Raw genomic sequence first — 18,071 nt, forward strand, 5'->3', positions numbered from 1 at the left:
GCCCGCCGTGCTCCCGCTCAGCACGAGTGGCCTGGGAGGCTTCGTTGCGTGAACTCATCGGCAGGCTGGAAGTCATCGACGACGTGGCGGTCGGCGCGCTGCGCGTCATCGACCACTTCGACAGCCTGATCGAGCAGCGGGCTTCCGCCGCGGCCGTGGTACGAGCCGCGGCGGCCCTGTCGGGCTGCCCGGCCGGATTCCACGACACCGGCCGTGCCGTCACCCATCGCTACGACGTCGACGGACGCACGCTCGCAGGGGAGGAGGAGTCTCGTGCCTGGGATCGCCTAGCGCTGACCGGCCTTCCCGGCACCTGGGTGTGGCTGGAACGATCGGACACGCAGGGCCCGTTGGACGCACTCGTCCTCGAACGCTCGGCCCGCGCGATCCAGGCGCTCACGAAGGACTCCGTCCATCGTTCCGCCACGGCGGCGGTGCGGATCGTCTGTGATCCCGACACCGCCGAGCCCGACCGGCGGGAGGCGGCCGCCAGGCTGGAGCTCACCGGGGCGGTCACCGTCGTCGTTTCGGTCTGGACGGCCCCGTCCGCCGCACACGGCACCCGGATCGGCGAGCACCTCGTCACCCTGGTCTCCGGAACCCCGGATCTGCCGCCCGGCCTACGAGCCGGCACCGACGTGGCCGCGGGGCCGGAACACATCCCGGCCGCCATGGAACGGGCCCGGACCGCCCTCCGCCTGACCGACCGTCCGGGCGGACCGGGTCCGTCAGTCGTGTCCTACGGAGAACTCGGAGCCCTCGGGGATCTCGCGGAGCGATTCACCCCGCAAGCGGCCTCGGCCATCGAGGACGTACGCAGCCTGGACCGCCTGCTCGCCTCCCATCCCTGGGCGATCGACACGCTCCAGGCGGTGCTCGACCAGGCCAGCCTGCGGCAGGCCGCAACCTTGCTGCACGTCCACCACTCGACCCTCCAGCAACGCCTGTCCTGGATGGCCGCCCGGATCGGCTACACGGCCACCGGTCCCGGCGGACGCCAACGCGCCGCGGTCGCCGTTCTGCTGTGGCGGATCGCCCACAGCGAGGACGGGAACACCGGCGGCTGAAGAACCCGGCTGAAGCACCCTCCCCGTCTTCCCTGACGCCTGTCCGCCCCCTCGTCTCCGAGCTTCTACGCGTACCGGCGTCCGAGCCTCACTCCCACTCGATGGTGCCCGGCGGCTTGGAGGTGACGTCGAGGACGACGCGGTTGACGTCGCGGACCTCGTTGGTGATCCGGGTGGAGATCTTCGCGAGGACGTCGTACGGCAGCCGGGACCAGTCGGCCGTCATGGCGTCCTCGGAGGAGACCGGCCGCAGGACGATCGGGTGGCCGTAGGTGCGGCCGTCACCCTGGACGCCGACGCTGCGGACGTCCGCGAGCAGGACCACCGGGCACTGCCAGATGTCGCGGTCGAGACCGGCGGCGGTCAGCTCCTCGCGGGCGATCGCGTCGGCGTCGCGGAGCAGGTCCAGACGCTCCTTGGTGACCTCGCCGACGATCCGGATGCCGAGCCCGGGGCCGGGGAACGGCTGGCGCTGGACGATCTCCTCCGGCAGGCCGAGCTCCTGGCCGACCATGCGGACCTCGTCCTTGAAGAGCTTGCGGAGCGGCTCGATGAGCTGGAATTCCAGGTCTTCCGGCAGACCGCCGACGTTGTGGTGCGACTTGATGTTCGCGGTGCCGGTGCCGCCGCCGGACTCGACGACGTCCGGGTACAGGGTGCCCTGGACCAGGAACTCGACCGCCGGACCCTCGTCCGCGATGATCTCGGCCTGGGCCTGCTCGAAGACACGGATGAACTCGCGGCCGATGATCTTCCGCTTCTGCTCCGGGTCGGAGACACCGGCGAGCGCGTCGAGGAAGCGGGCCTCCGCGTCGACCACGACCAGCTTGACGCCGGTCGCGGCCACCAGGTCCTTCTCGACCTGCTCGGTCTCGCCCTTGCGCATCAGACCGTGGTCGACGTAGACGCAGGTCAGCTGGTCACCGATGGCGCGGCCGACGAGGGCCGCGGCCACCGCGGAGTCCACACCGCCGGACAGCCCGCAGATAGCGCGCCTGTCGCCGACCTGCTCGCGGATCGCGGCGACCTGCTCCTCGATGACGTTGCCGGTGGTCCAGTTCGGCTGCAGGCCCGCACCCCGGTACAGGAAGTGCTCCAGGACCTGCTGGCCGTGCGTGGAGTGCATGACCTCGGGGTGGTACTGGACGCCGTAGAGCTTCTTCTCGTCGTTCTCGAAGGCGGCGACCGGGACGACGTCCGTGGACGCGGTCACGGCGAAGCCCTCGGGGGCGGCGGAGCAGGCGTCGCCGTGCGACATCCACACGTGCTGCTCGTCCGGGGTGCCCTCGAAGAGGGTGGACGCCGTCCTGGAGACATGCAGGTCGGTACGGCCGTACTCACGGGCGCCGGTGTTGTCGACGGTGCCGCCGAGGACCTGTGCCATCAGCTGGAAGCCGTAGCACATGCCGAAGACGGGGACGCCGGCCTCGAAGAGCTCGCGGTCCAGGCGGGGGGCGCCCTCCTCGTACACGGACGAGGGGCCGCCGGAGAGGATGATCGCCGCCGGGTTCTTGGCGAGCATCTCGGCGACCGGCATGGTGCTGGGCACGATCTCGCTGTAGACCCGGGCCTCGCGGACGCGACGGGCGATGAGCTGGGCGTACTGCGCGCCGAAGTCGACGACCAGGACGGTGTCGGGAGCGGCGGCAGCGGGAGTCGCTGATGACACGGGGTGCCTTCCGGCGGGTCGGACGAGGTGTGTCCAAACCTTATCGGCTTGCCAGGTCCGCCCTTCGGCTGGGTCCGGCCGCCGAAGCGTCGTCGACATCGTGCACCCGCAGGCCTGTCCGGCCCGTCCGCTGTTCGTCGTCTACTACGCCGACCAGGGCTCCACCAGCGCCGAGTGCCTGGCACTCCTCGGCAGCCTCTGACGGCGCGTGAGGACGTCGAGGCCCAGGGCACCCGGCGCGGGAGCGGAGTCAGGCCTTTTGCCGCCGGCTGACGGTTCCGTCCCGCAGGACGTCTTCCATGGACTCCTGCCGCCACCGTTTCAGGAGGTCGTGGAAGGCCGCTGCACCGTGCGGGTAGGAGTTCGGATCGTTCGGTCGGCCGCGGCCTTCGGCGTTGTAGTAGCCGGGAGTGCACTCGGCATGGAACCACTCGTGATCGGGGGCTCCGTCGTTCAGGGTCGCGATCCAGGCGTCCTCGACCTGAGGAGACGGTTCGATCAGTGCTCCCGCGGCCTCGGCGGCGGCGACCAGCGCGGCGGCGTGCAGGGCATGTTCGTCCAGGACGTGGGTGTAGTTGACACTGATGGCGCTCTGCCTGCCGCCGAGCTGGATGAGGTTGGGGAAACCGTCGCTGGTGAAGCCGTGCAGAGTGCGCGGTGCCCGCATGCCCCACGCGTCCTGGAGACTGACGCCCTGTCGGCCGCGGACGGGCAGCCGTCCCGACCAGACACCGGAGGCACCTACCGAGAAGCCGGTGGCGAAGACGAGACAGTCGAGTTCGTACTCGGTGTCGCCGACGACGACGCCATGGGCGGTCATCCGCTCGATGCCGTGGGCGTCCGCGGTGTCGACCAGGGTGACATTGGGGCGGTTGAAAGCCTGGAGGTACAGGTCGGAGAAGGTCGGGCGCTTGCAGGCGTACCGGTACCAGGGCTTGAGCTTCTCCGCCGTTCCCGGATCGGTGACGATCTGGTCGACCCGAGCCCGGATCTCGTTCATCTTGGCGGCGTCCGCGGCCTCGTAGCCCGCTTCGAAGGCCGTACGGTCTCCTCGACGTCGGAAACTCGGTAGGAGCTTCTCCAAGAGGCCGGCCGACTCGGTCCACCGGTCGGCGACGAGATCCTCCTCGGTGGTCTCGCCCGACACGATCCGCAGGAAGTTGTCGCGGCGCTCGCTCGCCCAGCCCGGGCGGTCGGCACCGACGTCCTGGGCGGTGGTACGGCGGTTGGCGCGCACGTCGACGGTGGAGGGGGTGCGCTGGAAGACGTAGAGGTGTGCGGCGTCCTCGGCCAGCTTCGGGACGACCTGGATGCCGGTGGCACCGGTGCCGACCACCCCCACGCGTTTGTCCGCGAGACCGGTGAGGCCGCCGTCCGGACCGCCGCCGGTATAACCGTAGTCCCAGCGCGAGGTGTGGAAGGTGTGGCCCTGGAACGTCTCGATGCCGGGGATTCCGGGGAGCTTCAGCTCGGAGAGGGTGCCGGTGGCCGTGATGACATAGGTCGCCTGGAAAACGTCGTCGCGATCGGTCGTGACGATCCACGTCTCGGATGTTTCGTCCCAGGTCAGAGATGTGACGGAGGTGGAGAACAGAGCGTCCGTGCAGAGGTCGAACTTCTCCGCGATCCGCACCGCGTGGAGGCGGATCTCCTCACCGGGCGCGTACTTCCACTCCGGGATGTATCCGGTCTCGTCGAGCAGCGGCAGGTAGACGTGCGACTCGATGTCGCAGTGGATGCCGGGATACCGGTTCCAGTACCAGGTCCCCCCGAAGCCCCCGCCCGTTTCGATGACACGGACGCGTTCGACACCCTGCTGACGCAGCCGCGCACCGGCGAGGATGCCGCCGAATCCGCCGCCGACCACCGCTACGTCCACCCGGTCCCGCAGCGGCTCACGTCGGGGCGGCTCCTCCGCGTACGGGTCGGCGGCGTAATAGCCGAACTCGGCGTCCGCGGCGAGATACTGCCGGGCGCCGTCGGGCCGCACCCGTCGTTCCCGTTCGGTCCGGTAGCGCTCCCTCAGCTCGGAGAGTTCCTCGGCCGATATCTGTCGCGAATGTGCCATGTGGGGGGCCTCGCTTCTTCCGGTTCTCTGTGACGAGGCTGTCTCGCCCGCGAAGTCGTGCGTAACTCAATGGACTTGAATAGCCATGCAGTACGGTAACAAGCTCCGGACAGTTCTGTCCGGTTGGGTGTCTGGTTGCTTCCGCACGCTTTCGGACAGGAAGAGTGACCGACGTGCGCCAACTCGCGATGCGCCGCTTCGCCGGGATCACCGCGCTGTGGATGCTCTCCCTCACCGGGTGCGGGACGAGGACAGGCGGTTCCGCGACGGGCGCGGCAGTCGGCTCCGTGGGAGGCAGGACTGTCCGTGCGTACAAGGTGGAGAAGCTGACGCAGCCGCACGAGCAGACCGGCATGACTCTGCTCGAAGGGCCGGTCTTCGAGGAGGACGGCGGACTGCTCGTCGTGGACCTCGTGGCGCCGGTCGGCGAGCCGAAGGTGCTGCGTGTCGATCTCCGGAAGAAGTCGGCTCGCACGTTCCACACCGACGCCCGCGGCACTTGTACGTCCGCCCAGTTCAGCCCGTACGACGGGCGCATCTACTGACCGACTGCCCCCACGGTGGGATCGTGTCGCTGGCTCCGGACGGTGGTGACCGGCGGACCTTCTATTCCGGCGAGGTCGACGGAATACAGATGAACCCCGACGACCTCGACTTCGATCAGCGGGGAAACCTCTTCATCGGCGACTCGCACGGGCCTTCCGACGGCACGGCCACGGGCCGCGTGGTGTGCGTTGACCGGTACGGGCGCGAGGCCACCGTCCTGGCGGACGGCCTCTCGGCGCCGAACGGCATCTCGTTCGACGCCGGCTGTCGTGGACTCTGGTTCAGCGAACTGACGCAGAACCGCATCACCTACCTGCGATTGGCCAGCGCGGGCGACGTTGTGTCACGCCACACCGCCATCCAGGTCGATGGCGGGATCGCGGAGACCGACTCGATCGCCGTGGACGGGGAGGGCAACCCCTACCAGGGGCTGCACGGCAGTCCCGCGATGGCCGTGTACAGCTAGAACGGTGAGTGTCTGGCGACCGTCGAAGTACCCGCCCGCGACGCCGAAGGCCTGGAGTCGGCGACCAACGTGGCCATCACGCCCGATGGGACCACGGCGTACATGACGGTGAGCGGGACGAACGGGGGTTTCCTATACGCCTTCGACGCACTGGCGAAGGGCATCCGTCGGTCGAACGGCGGCTGGCGCCGGGCCCGTTCACCCCTCTTCACCCCTCGAAGGGGCGCACCGGTCCCACTTCGACACCGAGCAGCCGCCACGCCGCCAGCGCCCGGTGTTCCCTCTCCTCGCGAGTGGGGCCGGTGACGGCACTGGAGACCATGCTGACGGCGATCATGAGATCGGCGGTCTGGGCGGCGAGCCGATGGTTGTCCGGCAGATGCCTGCGCAGGGCGTACTCGACCCGCTCTGACAGGGCGGAGGCACACGCGGGGGCGGCGGAGTGGCCGTCCTCCCCGTCGGCGTGCAGCATGCCGACGAACGCTGCCGACGCCGTCTGGTGCCAGGTCAGGACGCCGAGAAGCCGGACGATGCCCATGTCGTCCTCGGCCGCCGCCTGTTCGATTTCCTGGACGTTCTCTTCCAGTACGGCGATCGCGAGGGATGCGCGGTCCGGGAAGTGCCGATACAGCACACCCTGGCCGACCCCGGCCCGCCGTGCGATGGCGGAGAACGGTGCCTTCAGGCCTGACTCGGTGTAGATCTCCCGCGCGGCGGCGACCAGGGCGACGCGGTTGCGGGCAGCGGCCCTTGGCCCGTCGTTCGCGGGCCGTCGCACGTCGGGAAGCGGTCGCTCCATCACATCGCGAGGATAGCGACGGGAGGATGCGGCCGGCGCAGTCACCCCGTCGGCTGCCGGGTCGCACGCCCCGACAGGGATACGAGGGGGTGTGCGCCGCGGTCCTCGGCTCGGTCCTGATGGTGATCCCGAGGTGGGCGTCTGCGCCGGTCCGGGGCGTGCACGCTGTTGCCCTAGGCGCGAGATCGCCGCGCAGTTGGAGGAGTTCGACCGGCTTGCCGAGGAGGTCCGCATCACCGGCAAGACCCTGCTGGCTCTGCGTGATCCGTCCCCGCCGACGCCGTCGGCCCCGGAACTGCCGGGCGATGGATCTGGAGATCGCACCCAACAACATCAGCAACACCTGCCTGAAGCTCAAACGGCTGACCGGGCGCGGAATCCTGGTCGAGACCCAGCAAGGCCTGTTCACCCAGCCGCGGCCGTAGTCGCCCGGCGACGCCGCAGCCGGCGCGCTTCCCCTCCCGAAGGAGCGAAACGGACATCAGGTCACGTACCGTCCTCTGGGGCCGGGAAGTGTCGATGAAGCCTTCGCCAGTGGCCGGCGGATTCTCGACGGCGAGTCGGACGCCCCGGCATGCGGTGGCCGGAACCGGGCCTTGCCGACCGGACCGGGGCGGCGTCAGCGAGCCGTCCGATTCCTGGCTGCCTCCGGATGACCTGTCAGGCCCGTAGCGCGTTGAACGTGAGGATCGCGTAGCGCCGCCACTCGGCCGGGTCGCGGACGCCCATGTCGTACAGGACACGTGAATAGCCGCCCATGAGGACGTGGATGTCGAGATGGGTGACGTCCTGGCGAATACCTCCTTGTCGTTGGGCGGTCGTGATGATGCCGAGCAGCAGGTCGGTCGTGGTGTCCGGCGCGTGCCACCTCGGGCTTCGGGGCAGCATCTCGGACATGATGCGGTTGCCGGCCAGCCATTCGGAGATGTCGATCAGCAGTTGACGCAGAGCGGCGAACGCGTCGGCCTCACGAGCCGCGGATGCGATGCGCTCGGTCAGCCACGTCAGCTGATGGCGAGCCACGGCATCCACCAGGTCGGATTTCGTGGGATAGCTGCGGTAGACGGTGGCCTTGCCCACCCCGGCCCGGGCGGCGACCTCGGGGACGGTGGCGTCCAGGCCCCGGTCCGCGAAGACCTCGATCGCGGCGGTGATGATGCGTTCGTGGTTGCGGCGGGCGTCCGCGCGGCGGTCCGCCCACGCGTCCGGATCCGGCGACCGATCATGTGTAAGCACTGGAGAACGCACTCTACTCTCGCGGTTCGTCCTGAGAGACGTCGCGGGCAGAGGCGAGTGGTTGGGGAGAGCCGTGGTCCAGAGCGGCGGACCGGGTCCCGACAGCAACCTTCCCGCTGTCGGCTGCGGGACGTTTGTACGGGATGAACACGGCCGCGACTGCGGCGACCGTGATGGCCGCGGCCCCGAGCCGGAATGCCTGGGCGTAGGCGCCATCGGTGGGCAGCGGACGGGCGGCGGTTGCGCTGCCCGCCAGGAGGGTCGCCACCACCTGGGAGCCCAGCGACGAGCCGACCGAGCGTACGAGCGCGTTCACGCCGGTGGCCTCCCCGGCACGTTCCGGGGGAACGGCCTCGATGATCAGGTTGGGCATGGCCGCCATGCCGAAGCCGATACCGACGAATACGATCACGGCCAGGACTGTGACCGCGCCCTGTGATCCGTGCTCGGCCCCCAGTCCGGCCAGACCCGCGGCTGCGATGAGGGCTCCGGCTGCCAACAACCTTTTCGGACCGCACCGTTGTACAAGCCGTCCCGCGGTCCCGCCCGCCACCAGCATGGCCAGGGATGCCGGCACCAGGAGCAGCCCGGCGCCGGTGGCGTCCAGTCCGAAGCCGTAACCGGCCGACTTCGGGGTCTGGGCGAGCTGCGGGACGAGCATGAACGCACCGAACATGCCGAATCCGAGCAGCAGCATGGTCAGGTTGGTGATCAGGACCGCCGGGCGTCCCAGGACCCGCATGTCCACCAGCGGTTCGGCCACGCGCCGCTCGACGAAGACGAACACGGTCAGCACGGCCAGGCCCGCGCCGAACAGACCCAGCGTGCGGGCGTCGCCCCAACCCCATGCGGAGGTTCGCGTCAGCGCGAGAAGCGGGGCCGTCAACCCGATCGCCAGCAGCAGCACGCCGAGTACGTCGACCCGGCCGGGTGTGCGCGTTCCTCGGTCCGGCAGCCGTAGCGCTCCCACCGTCGCCAGGCCGGCGCTGATCGCTCCTATCCAGAAGATCCACTGCCAGGAGGCGTAGTCGATCAGAAGACCGCCCATCAACAGACCGGCGCCTGAACCGATTCCGGCGATCGCGGAGATCAGCCCCAGCGCGCCGGGCCGTCGCGAAGCCGGTAAGGAGTCGCTGATGATCGCCATGGCCAGCGGGAACAAGCCACCGCCCGCACCGGACACGACCCGGGCCGCCACCAGCGTCCAGATGCCGGTGGCGAGTGCCGCGGCCACGCTGCCCGCTGTGAACAGCGCCAGCGACACGATCAGCAACCGCCGTTTGCCCAGCATGTCGCCGAGGCGTCCGAACACCGGGGTGAGGATCGCCGCGGATATGAGGTAACCGCTCATCACCCACGTCACGTCGGCCGTGGACGCCCCAAGGTCCTTCCCCAGCACGCCGATGCCCGGCAGCAGCGCCGTCTGCGCCAGCGCGAAGGCCCCGGTGGCCACGGCCAGCACGAGCAGAGTGTTGGTGCCGCTTCGCTCGGTGGCCGACTGTTCGGGTTCGTCCATAGGATCTCCCCAATCCGCGAAACGGACCTTGAGGTCCACTTGTGCGCGGAGGCTATCACCGAACGGGGCGGAGAGAAGGGCGGGACGTCACCCGTCACTGATCCGGGCTCTCGTCGGTGCTGTGGGGGCCGGGGAGACAGGCCAGGCATGAGTCTGATACCCCTTGGGCGCAATTACCTGCCGCCGGGTCGACTAAGACCGTGTCCTACGTGGTGAGGCGTCGTTGGTTCGGTCATGGGGCGGGGTAGGTGGAGTTGGATTGTTCCGGACGGGCTGTGGGAGATCGCCAAGCCGCTGATCCCGCCGTCGAGGGTGCGGCCGCAGGGCGGCGGAACGCAGGACACACCAGATGAGACGCTGTTCGCGGCGATCATCTACGTCCTGGTCAGCGGGTGCGCCTGGCGCCAGCTGCCGCCCTGTTTCGGGATATCGAAGTCGACGGCTCACCGCCGGTTCCTGATCTGGTCGAGAGCCGGTGTCTGGGGCCGCCTGCACGAGGCCGTGCTGCACCGGCTCGACGACGCCGGCCTCATCGACGTCACCCGCGTTGTCCTCGACACTGCCCACGTCAGGGCTAAAAGGGGGGCGAACACACAGGTCCGAGCCCCGTGGACCGAGGCAAGCCGGGTTCCAAGATGCACATCCTGTCGGACGCGAACGGACTGCCCCTCCTCGTCGGCGTCTCGGCCGGCAACACCCACGACAGCGAAGGGCTGAAGCCCATGGTGGAGGGTCACCAAACGAGACACGACCCCCACCGCGGCCGCCACTTCAAGCCCCAGCGCCTGCACGCGGACAAAGCCTACGACCGGGCCGACCTGCGGAAATGGTTACGCGGCAAATGCATCGGAGTCCGGATCGCACGCAAAGGCATCGAGTCCAGCGAACGATTGGGCCGCCGCCGCTGGGTGATCGAACGCACCATGTCGTGGCTGTCCGGCTACCGCCGACTCAGCCCACGCTACGAACGCGATCCCCGCAACTACCTGGCCTTTCTCGGCCTCGCCGCCGCCATCTGCTGCTTCAAACGACTCGTCCGCCTCACCACGTAGGACACGGTCTAATTCACCGGTGTCCGCGGTTCAATCATGCTGTCCGAGAAGAAGAGCCCGTGATCGAAACCAGGGTTGGAAAAAGGTTCATTCATCCACGTCATGGCGTGGTCGAGATCTCCGGGACGAGCAGTCGGCTCCAGGACGGAACCGAGGTCGTTTATACGGTCATGCAGGTGTCCGGAGACACCATGACCATTGAAATTCCCGTCGAGAACCTTGAGATCGTCGGCGTGCGTCCAGCCATGGATGAGTCCGACATCGACCTGTTGTTCAAGGTGCTTCGCAGTGGTCCGACCGAGGAGTTGCGCAACTGGTCGCGCCGCTTCAAGGACAACGAGCAGCGGATCATGAGCGGCGAAGCCCACCTGGTCGCCGAGGTCGTACGGAACCTTGCGAAGCGCGGGGCCGACGGCTACATCTCGCACGGCGAGAAGAAGCTCCTCGACAGGGCCCGGCATGCCGTTGAGGCAGAGATAGCGCTGGCCCTCGATATCAGTGCGGAGGACGCGGCGGAGAGACTCGACGAGGAACTCGGTCTCGCCGGCTGACGCGGCAAGGTATGCCCCTGCCGTCGGCGACCGCCACTTCGGGCCTGATCGATCGCCTCTGTCCGGAATCCGGTCTGGGCGAACCTCTTGAGGCCGCGTTCCGGCTGTCGATTGCGATTTCGTTCGAGGCTGCCGCATACGCGCGGGAAACTTGCCGTTCATATGCGTTGCGTGTGAGCCGGAATGGAACTGCCTCGGACCGAACTCGCGCTCGAAGCAAGACGCCAGAACTGGTACAGCTCGCTGAATCCGCAAGGTTCGGCGGTGGCCGAGCCTTGCGGGTCGTGAGCACGGCAGTGGCGGGCGGACGCCGCCATCTACGTCCGGACCCTTGTCCGGCGGTGCCGAGAGGCAGCCGCACCGTGTCCTTTCGCCTTCTCGGGTACCTCCTAGGCCACCCGATCTCGCGTTCCAGCGGGCGTCGGTGAACCGATCGGCGGATCGTGCCGACGTGTCCGAGGCACGTGCCGTGCCTGCCCGCATCGAAGGCGTCGGGCGCCAGCGGCCTGGCGGTCGCTCCGCGTCGAGGTGCGACCGGTGCGGTCGTTCCCGGGGTGAGCGCGCGGCTGGTGTCAGCCGCCGTTGGACTGCCGGATGCCTTTCGCGAGGGCCCGGAAACTGTACACGTAGCCGCCGGAGGACCCGCTGACGGTCATGTAGGCGGCCGTTCCGCCAGGTGTGATCGCGAGGTTCGTCACCGAGTCCACCCCTTTGGTGCCGGCGGGGACCTCGACGGTTGCCAGGCGGTCGCCGTACCGGTTGTACACGGCCAGTGCGGGGCGGCCGTACAGGGCCTGGTAGAGGTTGCCGTCCGCGTCCACGGCGATCGAGTCCGTCTGGGCGAGGCCGCCGTCGACGCGGATGGCGGTGTGGCGGGCGGTCACGGTGCCGTCCGAGCCCAGTTGGAGGTAGGAGATTCTGTTCTGGGTGAGTTCGCTGAACCACAGGCCGCGGTAGTCGGGATCGAACGAGATGCCGTTCGGCGCGGCCAGCTTGTCCGCCAGGACGGTGGGGTTGCGGCCGTCGCGGTCGATGCCCACCACGCGTCCCTGGTCCTTGCCTTCGGTGTAGCCGCGTGAGTCGGTGATGTACAGGTTGCCCGCCTGGTCGAAGGTGATGTCGTCCGGGTTCATCGGGGCTCCGTCGACGTCGCCGGTGAAGAAGGTCCGTGGATCGCTGCCGTCGGGGGCGAGGCTGATGATCTCGCCGTGGGCGAAGTCGGTCAGGTAGAGCCGTCCGTCGTACGGGCTGATCTGGACCGAGGTGTAGATCCCGCGGCTGTCGGTGAAGACCTGCCGCGAGGTCTTCGCGCGGACGTCGACGCGCAGCACCTTGGGCTTGCCGGCGGCCGCGCTGACGTCGACGACGAGCAGTTCGCCGTCCTTGTCGAAGACCCCGCCCTCCAGCATCGGCGTCCCGGTGTCCTCGTCCGGCGTCGACACCTGCATCACGTCGCGGGCGGCGATGACGCGCCCTGTGCCGGCGGAGTCCGCCGCGCCGCTGGAGGCGGCCGTTCTCGTTTCCGTACCGCATCCGGTCAAGGCCAGTGCGCCGATCACGGCGAGCACGACAAGGGGTCGGTTCGGGGGTCTGCGCACGGAGAGCACCCTTCGTGTCCGTTGTGGGCGGGGCTCTTTGCCGGGGCCGGGTACGGCGGACGGCTCGCCCCCAACCGGATGGCGATGTCCGGTTGTTGCTTCAGTAACCGTGGCCGCTCGACTCCGACACCGGTTGAGCGGTCGCTGTTCCGAGCACCCTCGATGTCGATACGACGGCGGACACTCGGGATCGAGGCCCCCATGACGCAGCCTCAAACGCTTCCCCCGACGGGTCGCGTCCGTGTCCGCCCGCATGAGGTGCGGACCGGTTCGTTTCGGCGCCGGGCGGCGCCTCGTGAGGCGGGGTCAGCCGCTGTGCGCACTCGCGGCGCCGAACTGCTTGGTCGCCGCCTCCCAGTAGGAGAAGAGCCCGCGCACGTGCTGGCCGCCGTCGACGGGGATGAAGTGCCCCGTGATCCGTTGTGACGCCGGAGACATCAGCCACAGGGCCACATCCGCGATGTCGGACGCCTCTTGGTGGCGGGCCGGCTGCAGCAGCGTGCGGTCGAGGAACGACTGCCCGAACGCTCCCTCACGTGCCATCACCGACATCGGGGTGACCGTCGTACCCGGACCGATCGTGTTGACCCGGATGCCGTGGCCGCCCAGCTCCGCGGCCCAGACCTCGCCCAGTGTCTTGAGCCCGGCCTTGGCCGCGCAGTAGGCGCCGATGCCGTCCGCGACCACCACGGCGTTGAGCGAGGAGATGTTGACGATCGTGCACTCCGCGGGGTGGCCGGCGATCGCCTGCCGGGCGAAGGCCTGGGTGCACAGGAACGGCCCCTTCATGCAGGTGTCGACCACCCAGTCCCACTCTTCCTCGGACGTGTCCGTGACGAGTGACATCGGCGCGACCCCGGCGCAGTTGACGAGATGATGCACCGTGCCGAACCGTTCCGCCGCGAGCGTGAAGGCAGCCTCGACGTCGGCCTTGACCGTCACCGATCCTCGGTGGAACACCAGCCGGTCGCCGGCGTCGAAGTCCGCGAGTGCCGCCTTGACGCTCTCCTCGCTGATCTCCAGCGAGACGACGTTGCCACCCTTCTCGAGCACGGCCGCGGTGAGCGCACGGCCCATTCCGCCGCCCGCGCCCGAGATGAACACCGTCTTGCCCTCGAGTTCCGGGCATGGCGCGGACAGGTTCGCATCCATGGAGACTCCTGAGATTCGTGAGCGGGGAATTCAGGGCACAATGCGCCTCTTCGCGGGCACGATGTGCCGGCCGAAACGCCGGCCGCCCCTGAGCGGCAGCGAGGGCGTCACAGAATCTGACGTCTCCTCACAGTAGGGTCGCCCGCCACTGAGTGACAAGCTTGATGACACGTGGAATTTTCAGTAGACACATTGATTGCCGAGTCGCCGCGTCGGCCGCACGCCGACCGGCCGTCCGGGGGAGGCGAAAGTCCCTCATCACTGTGTCTACCGAAAAGTCATATCGCAATGGATGTTGACAGCATGTCTCGGGTAGTTACAGTGACCAGCGAATGGCAGTAGGTTCCGAGAGACTTCGGACCGGACGTCGCTGATCCTGGTCTCTCCCCCGCACGCCTCCACCGAGCCCCGCTCGATTCCTTCTTCGCGTGACCCCGCCGGCACCGGCACCCGCTCGTGCCCTGTCGGCTGCTCGGACGGGCGCTTCATCCTCGCTCTTCGCCACCACGGCGTTCAGGAGGTTCCCCCGTGATGATGGCACGGTCAGAACCAGACAGGCACAACGACGACAACGGACTCGGCATCGAGACCGTTGACCCGGTGACGGTGATCAAGGGCACCTTCGTCGTCGCCGATTTCGAAGAGAAACTGCGGGCCAAGCACACGCACGCGTCCGCCGTGTACTGGGCGGCCTCGGCCGCCGCACTGATCCTTCTCAGCGAGCAGTCGGCTCTGTCCGTGGTGCTGTACACCCCGGTCCTCTCCGATGTCGCGATCCAGTTCCACACCGCCCAGGTGGTCTGGATGCTGACCGTCTTCACCCTCGCCTCGGCGGTCATGGCCCCGCTGCTGACCAAGCTGGGGGACGTCTACGGCAAGCGGAAGATCCTCGCCGTCGGTGCGGGCGTCGCGGCTGCGGGCAGTCTCGTCTGCGTACTCGCTCCCACGTTCTCGTGGCTGCTGATCGGTCGCGCCCTGATGGGGGCTTCGACCGCGTTCCTGCCGCTCACCGTGGCGCTGATGCGGGAAGTGTTTCCCGTCCGGATGCGTGCCCTCGTCATCGGGCTCGCGACGAACGGTGTCGGGCTGATGGTCGTCGGCGGTCCGCTGCTGTCCGGTTGGCTGACCGACGCCTGGGGCCTGCGATCCGTCTTCCTCCTCAACATGGCCGTCTGCCTGGTGACTCCGCTCATCATGCTCGCGCTGGTGCCGGAGACTCCGCTCCGTATCCGCTCCGGGGTGGACTACCTCGGCGCGGCACTGCTCGCCGTCGCGGTGGCCGGGCTGCTCTGGGGGATCACGCGGCTGCCCGACACCGGGTTCAGCCCGCACACGGGTACCTCCCTGGTGACCGGCGCCGTCGCGGCGTGCGTGTGGTGGCTGCGGCAGAGCCGCGTCGCAGCCCCCCTCATCAGCGTCAGACTGCTGTCCCGGCGCGCCGTCCTGCTGCCGATGGCCGCGTTCCTCGTCTTCAACGGCGTTTCCTACACGATGAACTACCTGTTCGCCCTGCACTGGGCGGCGCCGAAGCAGACCACCAGCTACGGATACGGCCTGTCGTCGTTCCAGATCGGTCTCTGGTCGGCCCCCGCCGGACTGGTCGGAGTGCTCGCCGGTGTGTTCGTGGGACTGACCGCGCGGTCGATCGGCTACCGCAATCACATGGTCATGGCCGGGATCTTCTGGGTCGTCCCCATCCTCACGCTGGGCCTGAACCTGAGCGCGCCGCCGGCATTCGTCATCACCGTGGCCGCCCTGTTCGGACTGGCCAACATGCACCAGACCGCGGCCATGTGCCTCGTCCTGCTCGCGACTCCGGAGGACCAGCGCGGTGTGGCACTGGGAATGAAGGGAGCCGCGGCGGGCATCGCGGCCGGCGTCATCTCCCAGGTGGTCTTCGTCGTGCTGTCCCATTCGGTCGCCTCGGTCAGCAGCGGCGTCCCCACCTATACGGCGCACGGCTTCACCACCGCCTACCTCATCACCGGCGCGATCGGTGTGGCCGGGCTGGCGGCGGCCCTGTTCATACCGCACGGCAGGCGCGTTCCCAAGGCCGACAGGACGGCCCGGGACGAGGAGCGGAAACTCGTCGAGGCGGCGGCCGCCCCGGACACGCCCTCGGCGATCGAGCATCCCTGATGGACCCATGGCGGGCCGGCCGGGCCCGGAGGGATGACCTCCGAGTCCCGCCGACCCGCAGTTCGGTGGCAATCTCCGTATGAAAGGGCAGCACATGACAGAGAAGGTCGGTACCGCCTCCGACAGGGCGGAACCGGGATCCGGTTTCACGGCACACGTCGTGTCCGAGATCGGAGGGATACCGGCGCGCGGGCTGTCCGCCCCCGTTCTGGAGCGCACTCGGCACGCCGTGCTCGACTGGCTCGGCGTCACCATCGCCGGCGCCCAGCAGGAGTCGGCCCGTGTCTCCCAGCAGGTGTGCCTTGCCGAGGGCGGCCGGCCCGTCGCGCACGTGCCCGGCTCGCAGCACCGGCTCACCGCACGACAGGCGGCGCTCGTCGGCGGCATCGCCGGGCACGCCATGGACTACGACGACATGGGCATCGGCGGTCACCCGTCGGTCGTCGTCCTGCCCGCGGTCTTCGCCGTGGCGGAGGAGGTCGGGGCGAGCGGCGCGCAGACCGTGGAGGCGATCCTCTACGGCTACGAGACCATGAAGCTGGTCTCCGCCGCCTGCGGCAACTTCTCCTACGGCCGCGGCTTCCACTGCACCGGAACGTTCGGAGCCCTCGGCGCCGCCCTCGGCGCCGGGCGGCTGCTCGGACTGGACGCCCTGCGCATGCAACGGGCGCTCGGCATCGCGGCGACCCAGGCAGCGGGGCTCAAGGCCAGCTTCGGCACCATGGCGAAGCACCTCAACGCCGGCAACGCCGCTGCCGTCGGAGTCCTGTCCGCCCGGCTGGCCGAGGCCGGCTACACCGGAGCGACCAACGTCATCGAGTCGCCGCAGGGCTTCGCCACGGCACACAACGCCACCTACGAGCAGTTCGACCCCACACGGCCCGCGGCCTCGCTGCAGGACCGGCTCGGAGTCGAGCTGATCATGTTCAAGCCCCACGCGGCCTGCGGCGGCACCCACTCGGCCATCGAGGGCTTACAGACACTCATGCGGCAGACCCCGTTCACCACGGACGACGTCGACAAGGTCGAACTGTTCGTCTCCGAGGGGACACCGGAGGTCTGCGGGATCCCCGAACCCAGCACCGGGCTGGAGGGGATGTTCAGCGTCCGCTACGCCGCCACCCTCGCCCTGGTCGGCAGCGAGACCGGGCCGAGCGCGTTCACCGACAGCCGGGTTCAGGATCCCGCCATGGTGGCACTGCGCGAGCGCGTCGAGGTCATTCCCACCCCGAGGGTCGCCCACGTGGGGTCGCCGACCGAGGTGAAGGTACACCTCACCGACGGCAGGACGCTGGAGGCCTGCGTGGACACTCTCGTCGTGAAACCCGACTCCGAGCTTCCGCGTCAGTGGGAGATGCTGCACTCGAAGTTCATCGACCTGGTCGCACCGGTGCTTGGCGCGGGCCGCGCGGACGAACTGGCCGACGCGGTACGGGGAATGGACTCCCTCCGGTCGATCCGCGAACTGTCCGACCTCACCGCGAAGAAAGAGTGACGCCCCGCAGAGTGGACGGGGGGAGCATCGACCGGGGCCGCGCTCCGGCGCGGGGAACGCGCCGCCGCCACCGCACGCGACGCGGGGGCCCCGCGGGACCTGACGGAGGAGTTCGGCGACCCGGTGCCGCCCCTTCAGCCGGATGTCACCGGCCGGGAGGCGGTCGTCCTGCGGGCGGTGGGTTGGGCGCGCGCGGAACTGCGGGAGCATCGATGTGACGGTCGACAACGCCGGCCGCGGCCGGTTCGGCCACGTCGAAGAGGTCACCGAGGCCGAAGGCCGGGGCCAGTTCGAGAGCGACGTCTTCGGAGCCCTCTGGGCCCCAGGGCGTCGTCCCGCTCAGGCGCGCCCAGGGCACGGGCACATCCTCCGGATCTCCAGCATGGGCGGCGCCATCTCGCCTTCCCCGGCACAGGGCTGTACCACGCCTCCACATGGGCGCTGGAAGGTCTCACCGAAGCGCCGGCGGGCGAGCTCACCGGGTTACCTCGACGCTCCGGAGCCGCCGAGCCGGATGCTGCTGTCGAGTGCCGCTCCACGACACGGTGCTACCGGCCGCGGAGCGGCGTCTGGCACACTGGCGGCAGTGGGAACACCTGGCGAGGTCAGCGGACGGGTGCCGAGACACCGGCACGATCCGTTCGGACGTGGGCTCGGCCACGGTCCCACGCCTGGGCGCGTGCGGTCCCCTGTTTCACCAGGTGACCGTCCTGAGGA

At 69.0% G+C, this 18,071-nt stretch carries 12 protein-coding genes and 1 pseudogene; 6 read left to right on the plus strand and 7 right to left on the minus strand.

The features are described 5' to 3' along the window. Nucleotides 1–44: 44 nt before the first annotated feature. Nucleotides 45–1,067 carry a helix-turn-helix domain-containing protein gene (locus ACZ619_RS28985; RefSeq protein ID WP_469604901.1) on the plus strand — a complete coding sequence of 341 codons (1,023 nt, stop codon included), beginning with the start codon at nucleotides 45–47 and terminating at the stop codon, nucleotides 1,065–1,067. Between the two features lie 88 nt (nucleotides 1,068–1,155). Here the strand turns inward: ACZ619_RS28985 and guaA are convergent, their stop codons facing one another. After that, a complete protein-coding gene (gene guaA / locus ACZ619_RS28990; RefSeq protein ID WP_469604904.1) occupies nucleotides 1,156–2,736 on the minus strand; it encodes a glutamine-hydrolyzing GMP synthase in 1,581 nt (526 codons plus the stop codon). A gap of 250 nt (nucleotides 2,737–2,986) precedes the next feature. Further along, entirely contained in the window at nucleotides 2,987–4,804 is a 1,818-nt protein-coding gene (locus tag ACZ619_RS28995) for a flavin-containing monooxygenase (protein WP_469604907.1), read from the minus strand. A 188-nt stretch (nucleotides 4,805–4,992) separates the two neighbouring features. Here ACZ619_RS28995 and ACZ619_RS29000 point away from each other — a divergent pair. Beyond that, nucleotides 4,993–5,999, plus strand: a pseudogene (locus tag ACZ619_RS29000) (SMP-30/gluconolactonase/LRE family protein); the annotation flags it as partial. A 25-nt stretch (nucleotides 6,000–6,024) separates the two neighbouring features. On the opposite strand, the gene ACZ619_RS29005 reads toward ACZ619_RS29000, so the two are convergent. From ACZ619_RS29005 to ACZ619_RS29015, 3 genes are all read right to left on the minus strand, one after another. Then, nucleotides 6,025–6,618 carry a TetR/AcrR family transcriptional regulator gene (locus ACZ619_RS29005; RefSeq protein ID WP_469604909.1) on the minus strand — a complete coding sequence of 198 codons (594 nt, stop codon included), beginning with the start codon at nucleotides 6,616–6,618 and terminating at the stop codon, nucleotides 6,025–6,027. A 657-nt stretch (nucleotides 6,619–7,275) separates the two neighbouring features. Then, complete coding sequence (locus ACZ619_RS29010; RefSeq protein ID WP_469604912.1) at nucleotides 7,276–7,851, minus strand: TetR/AcrR family transcriptional regulator; 576 nt, start codon at nucleotides 7,849–7,851, stop codon at nucleotides 7,276–7,278. Nucleotides 7,852–7,864: 13 nt separating this feature from the next. Further along, nucleotides 7,865–9,367: an MFS transporter gene (locus tag ACZ619_RS29015; RefSeq protein WP_469604914.1), complete on the minus strand. Its 1,503-nt coding sequence runs from the start codon at nucleotides 9,365–9,367 to the stop codon at nucleotides 7,865–7,867. 234 nt (nucleotides 9,368–9,601) lie between these two features. Here ACZ619_RS29015 and ACZ619_RS29020 point away from each other — a divergent pair. Next, nucleotides 9,602–10,419 (plus strand): IS5 family transposase gene (locus ACZ619_RS29020; protein ID WP_469604917.1). Its coding sequence is split into 2 segments (ribosomal slippage): nucleotides 9,602–9,944 and nucleotides 9,944–10,419, totalling 819 coding nucleotides; the frame shifts between segments, so codons are not numbered across the junction. A 59-nt stretch (nucleotides 10,420–10,478) separates the two neighbouring features. Continuing rightward, nucleotides 10,479–10,970, plus strand: a complete 492-nt coding sequence (locus tag ACZ619_RS29025; protein ID WP_469604919.1) for a CarD family transcriptional regulator — start codon at nucleotides 10,479–10,481, stop codon at nucleotides 10,968–10,970. A 572-nt stretch (nucleotides 10,971–11,542) separates the two neighbouring features. Here the strand turns inward: ACZ619_RS29025 and ACZ619_RS29030 are convergent. Next, complete coding sequence (locus tag ACZ619_RS29030) at nucleotides 11,543–12,568, minus strand: SMP-30/gluconolactonase/LRE family protein (RefSeq protein ID WP_469604922.1); 1,026 nt, start codon at nucleotides 12,566–12,568, stop codon at nucleotides 11,543–11,545. Nucleotides 12,569–12,874: 306 nt separating this feature from the next. Further along, nucleotides 12,875–13,720, minus strand: coding sequence for an SDR family NAD(P)-dependent oxidoreductase (locus ACZ619_RS29035; RefSeq protein ID WP_469604924.1), 846 nt, complete (start codon nucleotides 13,718–13,720; stop codon nucleotides 12,875–12,877). 531 nt (nucleotides 13,721–14,251) lie between these two features. Here ACZ619_RS29035 and ACZ619_RS29040 point away from each other — a divergent pair. Both ACZ619_RS29040 and ACZ619_RS29045 read left to right on the plus strand, forming a co-directional pair. Then, nucleotides 14,252–15,859, plus strand: coding sequence for an MFS transporter (locus tag ACZ619_RS29040; RefSeq protein WP_469604927.1), 1,608 nt, complete (start codon nucleotides 14,252–14,254; stop codon nucleotides 15,857–15,859). A 160-nt stretch (nucleotides 15,860–16,019) separates the two neighbouring features. After that, nucleotides 16,020–17,354 carry an MmgE/PrpD family protein gene (locus tag ACZ619_RS29045; protein WP_469604930.1) on the plus strand — a complete coding sequence of 445 codons (1,335 nt, stop codon included), beginning with the start codon at nucleotides 16,020–16,022 and terminating at the stop codon, nucleotides 17,352–17,354. Nucleotides 17,355–18,071 lie beyond the last annotated feature (717 nt).

It is taken from the genome of Streptomyces sp. NPDC104367, assembly GCF_055583825.1.

What these genes read in the sequence shown, in the direction of transcription:
- ACZ619_RS28995 (WP_469604907.1), bottom strand. Translation starts at nt 4,804, where the DNA reads ATGGCACATTCGCGACAGATATCGGCCGAGGAACTCTCCGAGCTGAGG.
- ACZ619_RS29015 (WP_469604914.1), bottom strand. Translation starts at nt 9,367, where the DNA reads ATGGACGAACCCGAACAGTCGGCCACCGAGCGAAGCGGCACCAACACT.
- ACZ619_RS29035 (WP_469604924.1), bottom strand. Translation starts at nt 13,720, where the DNA reads ATGGATGCGAACCTGTCCGCGCCATGCCCGGAACTCGAGGGCAAGACG.
- ACZ619_RS29040 (WP_469604927.1), top strand. Translation starts at nt 14,252, where the DNA reads ATGATGGCACGGTCAGAACCAGACAGGCACAACGACGACAACGGACTC.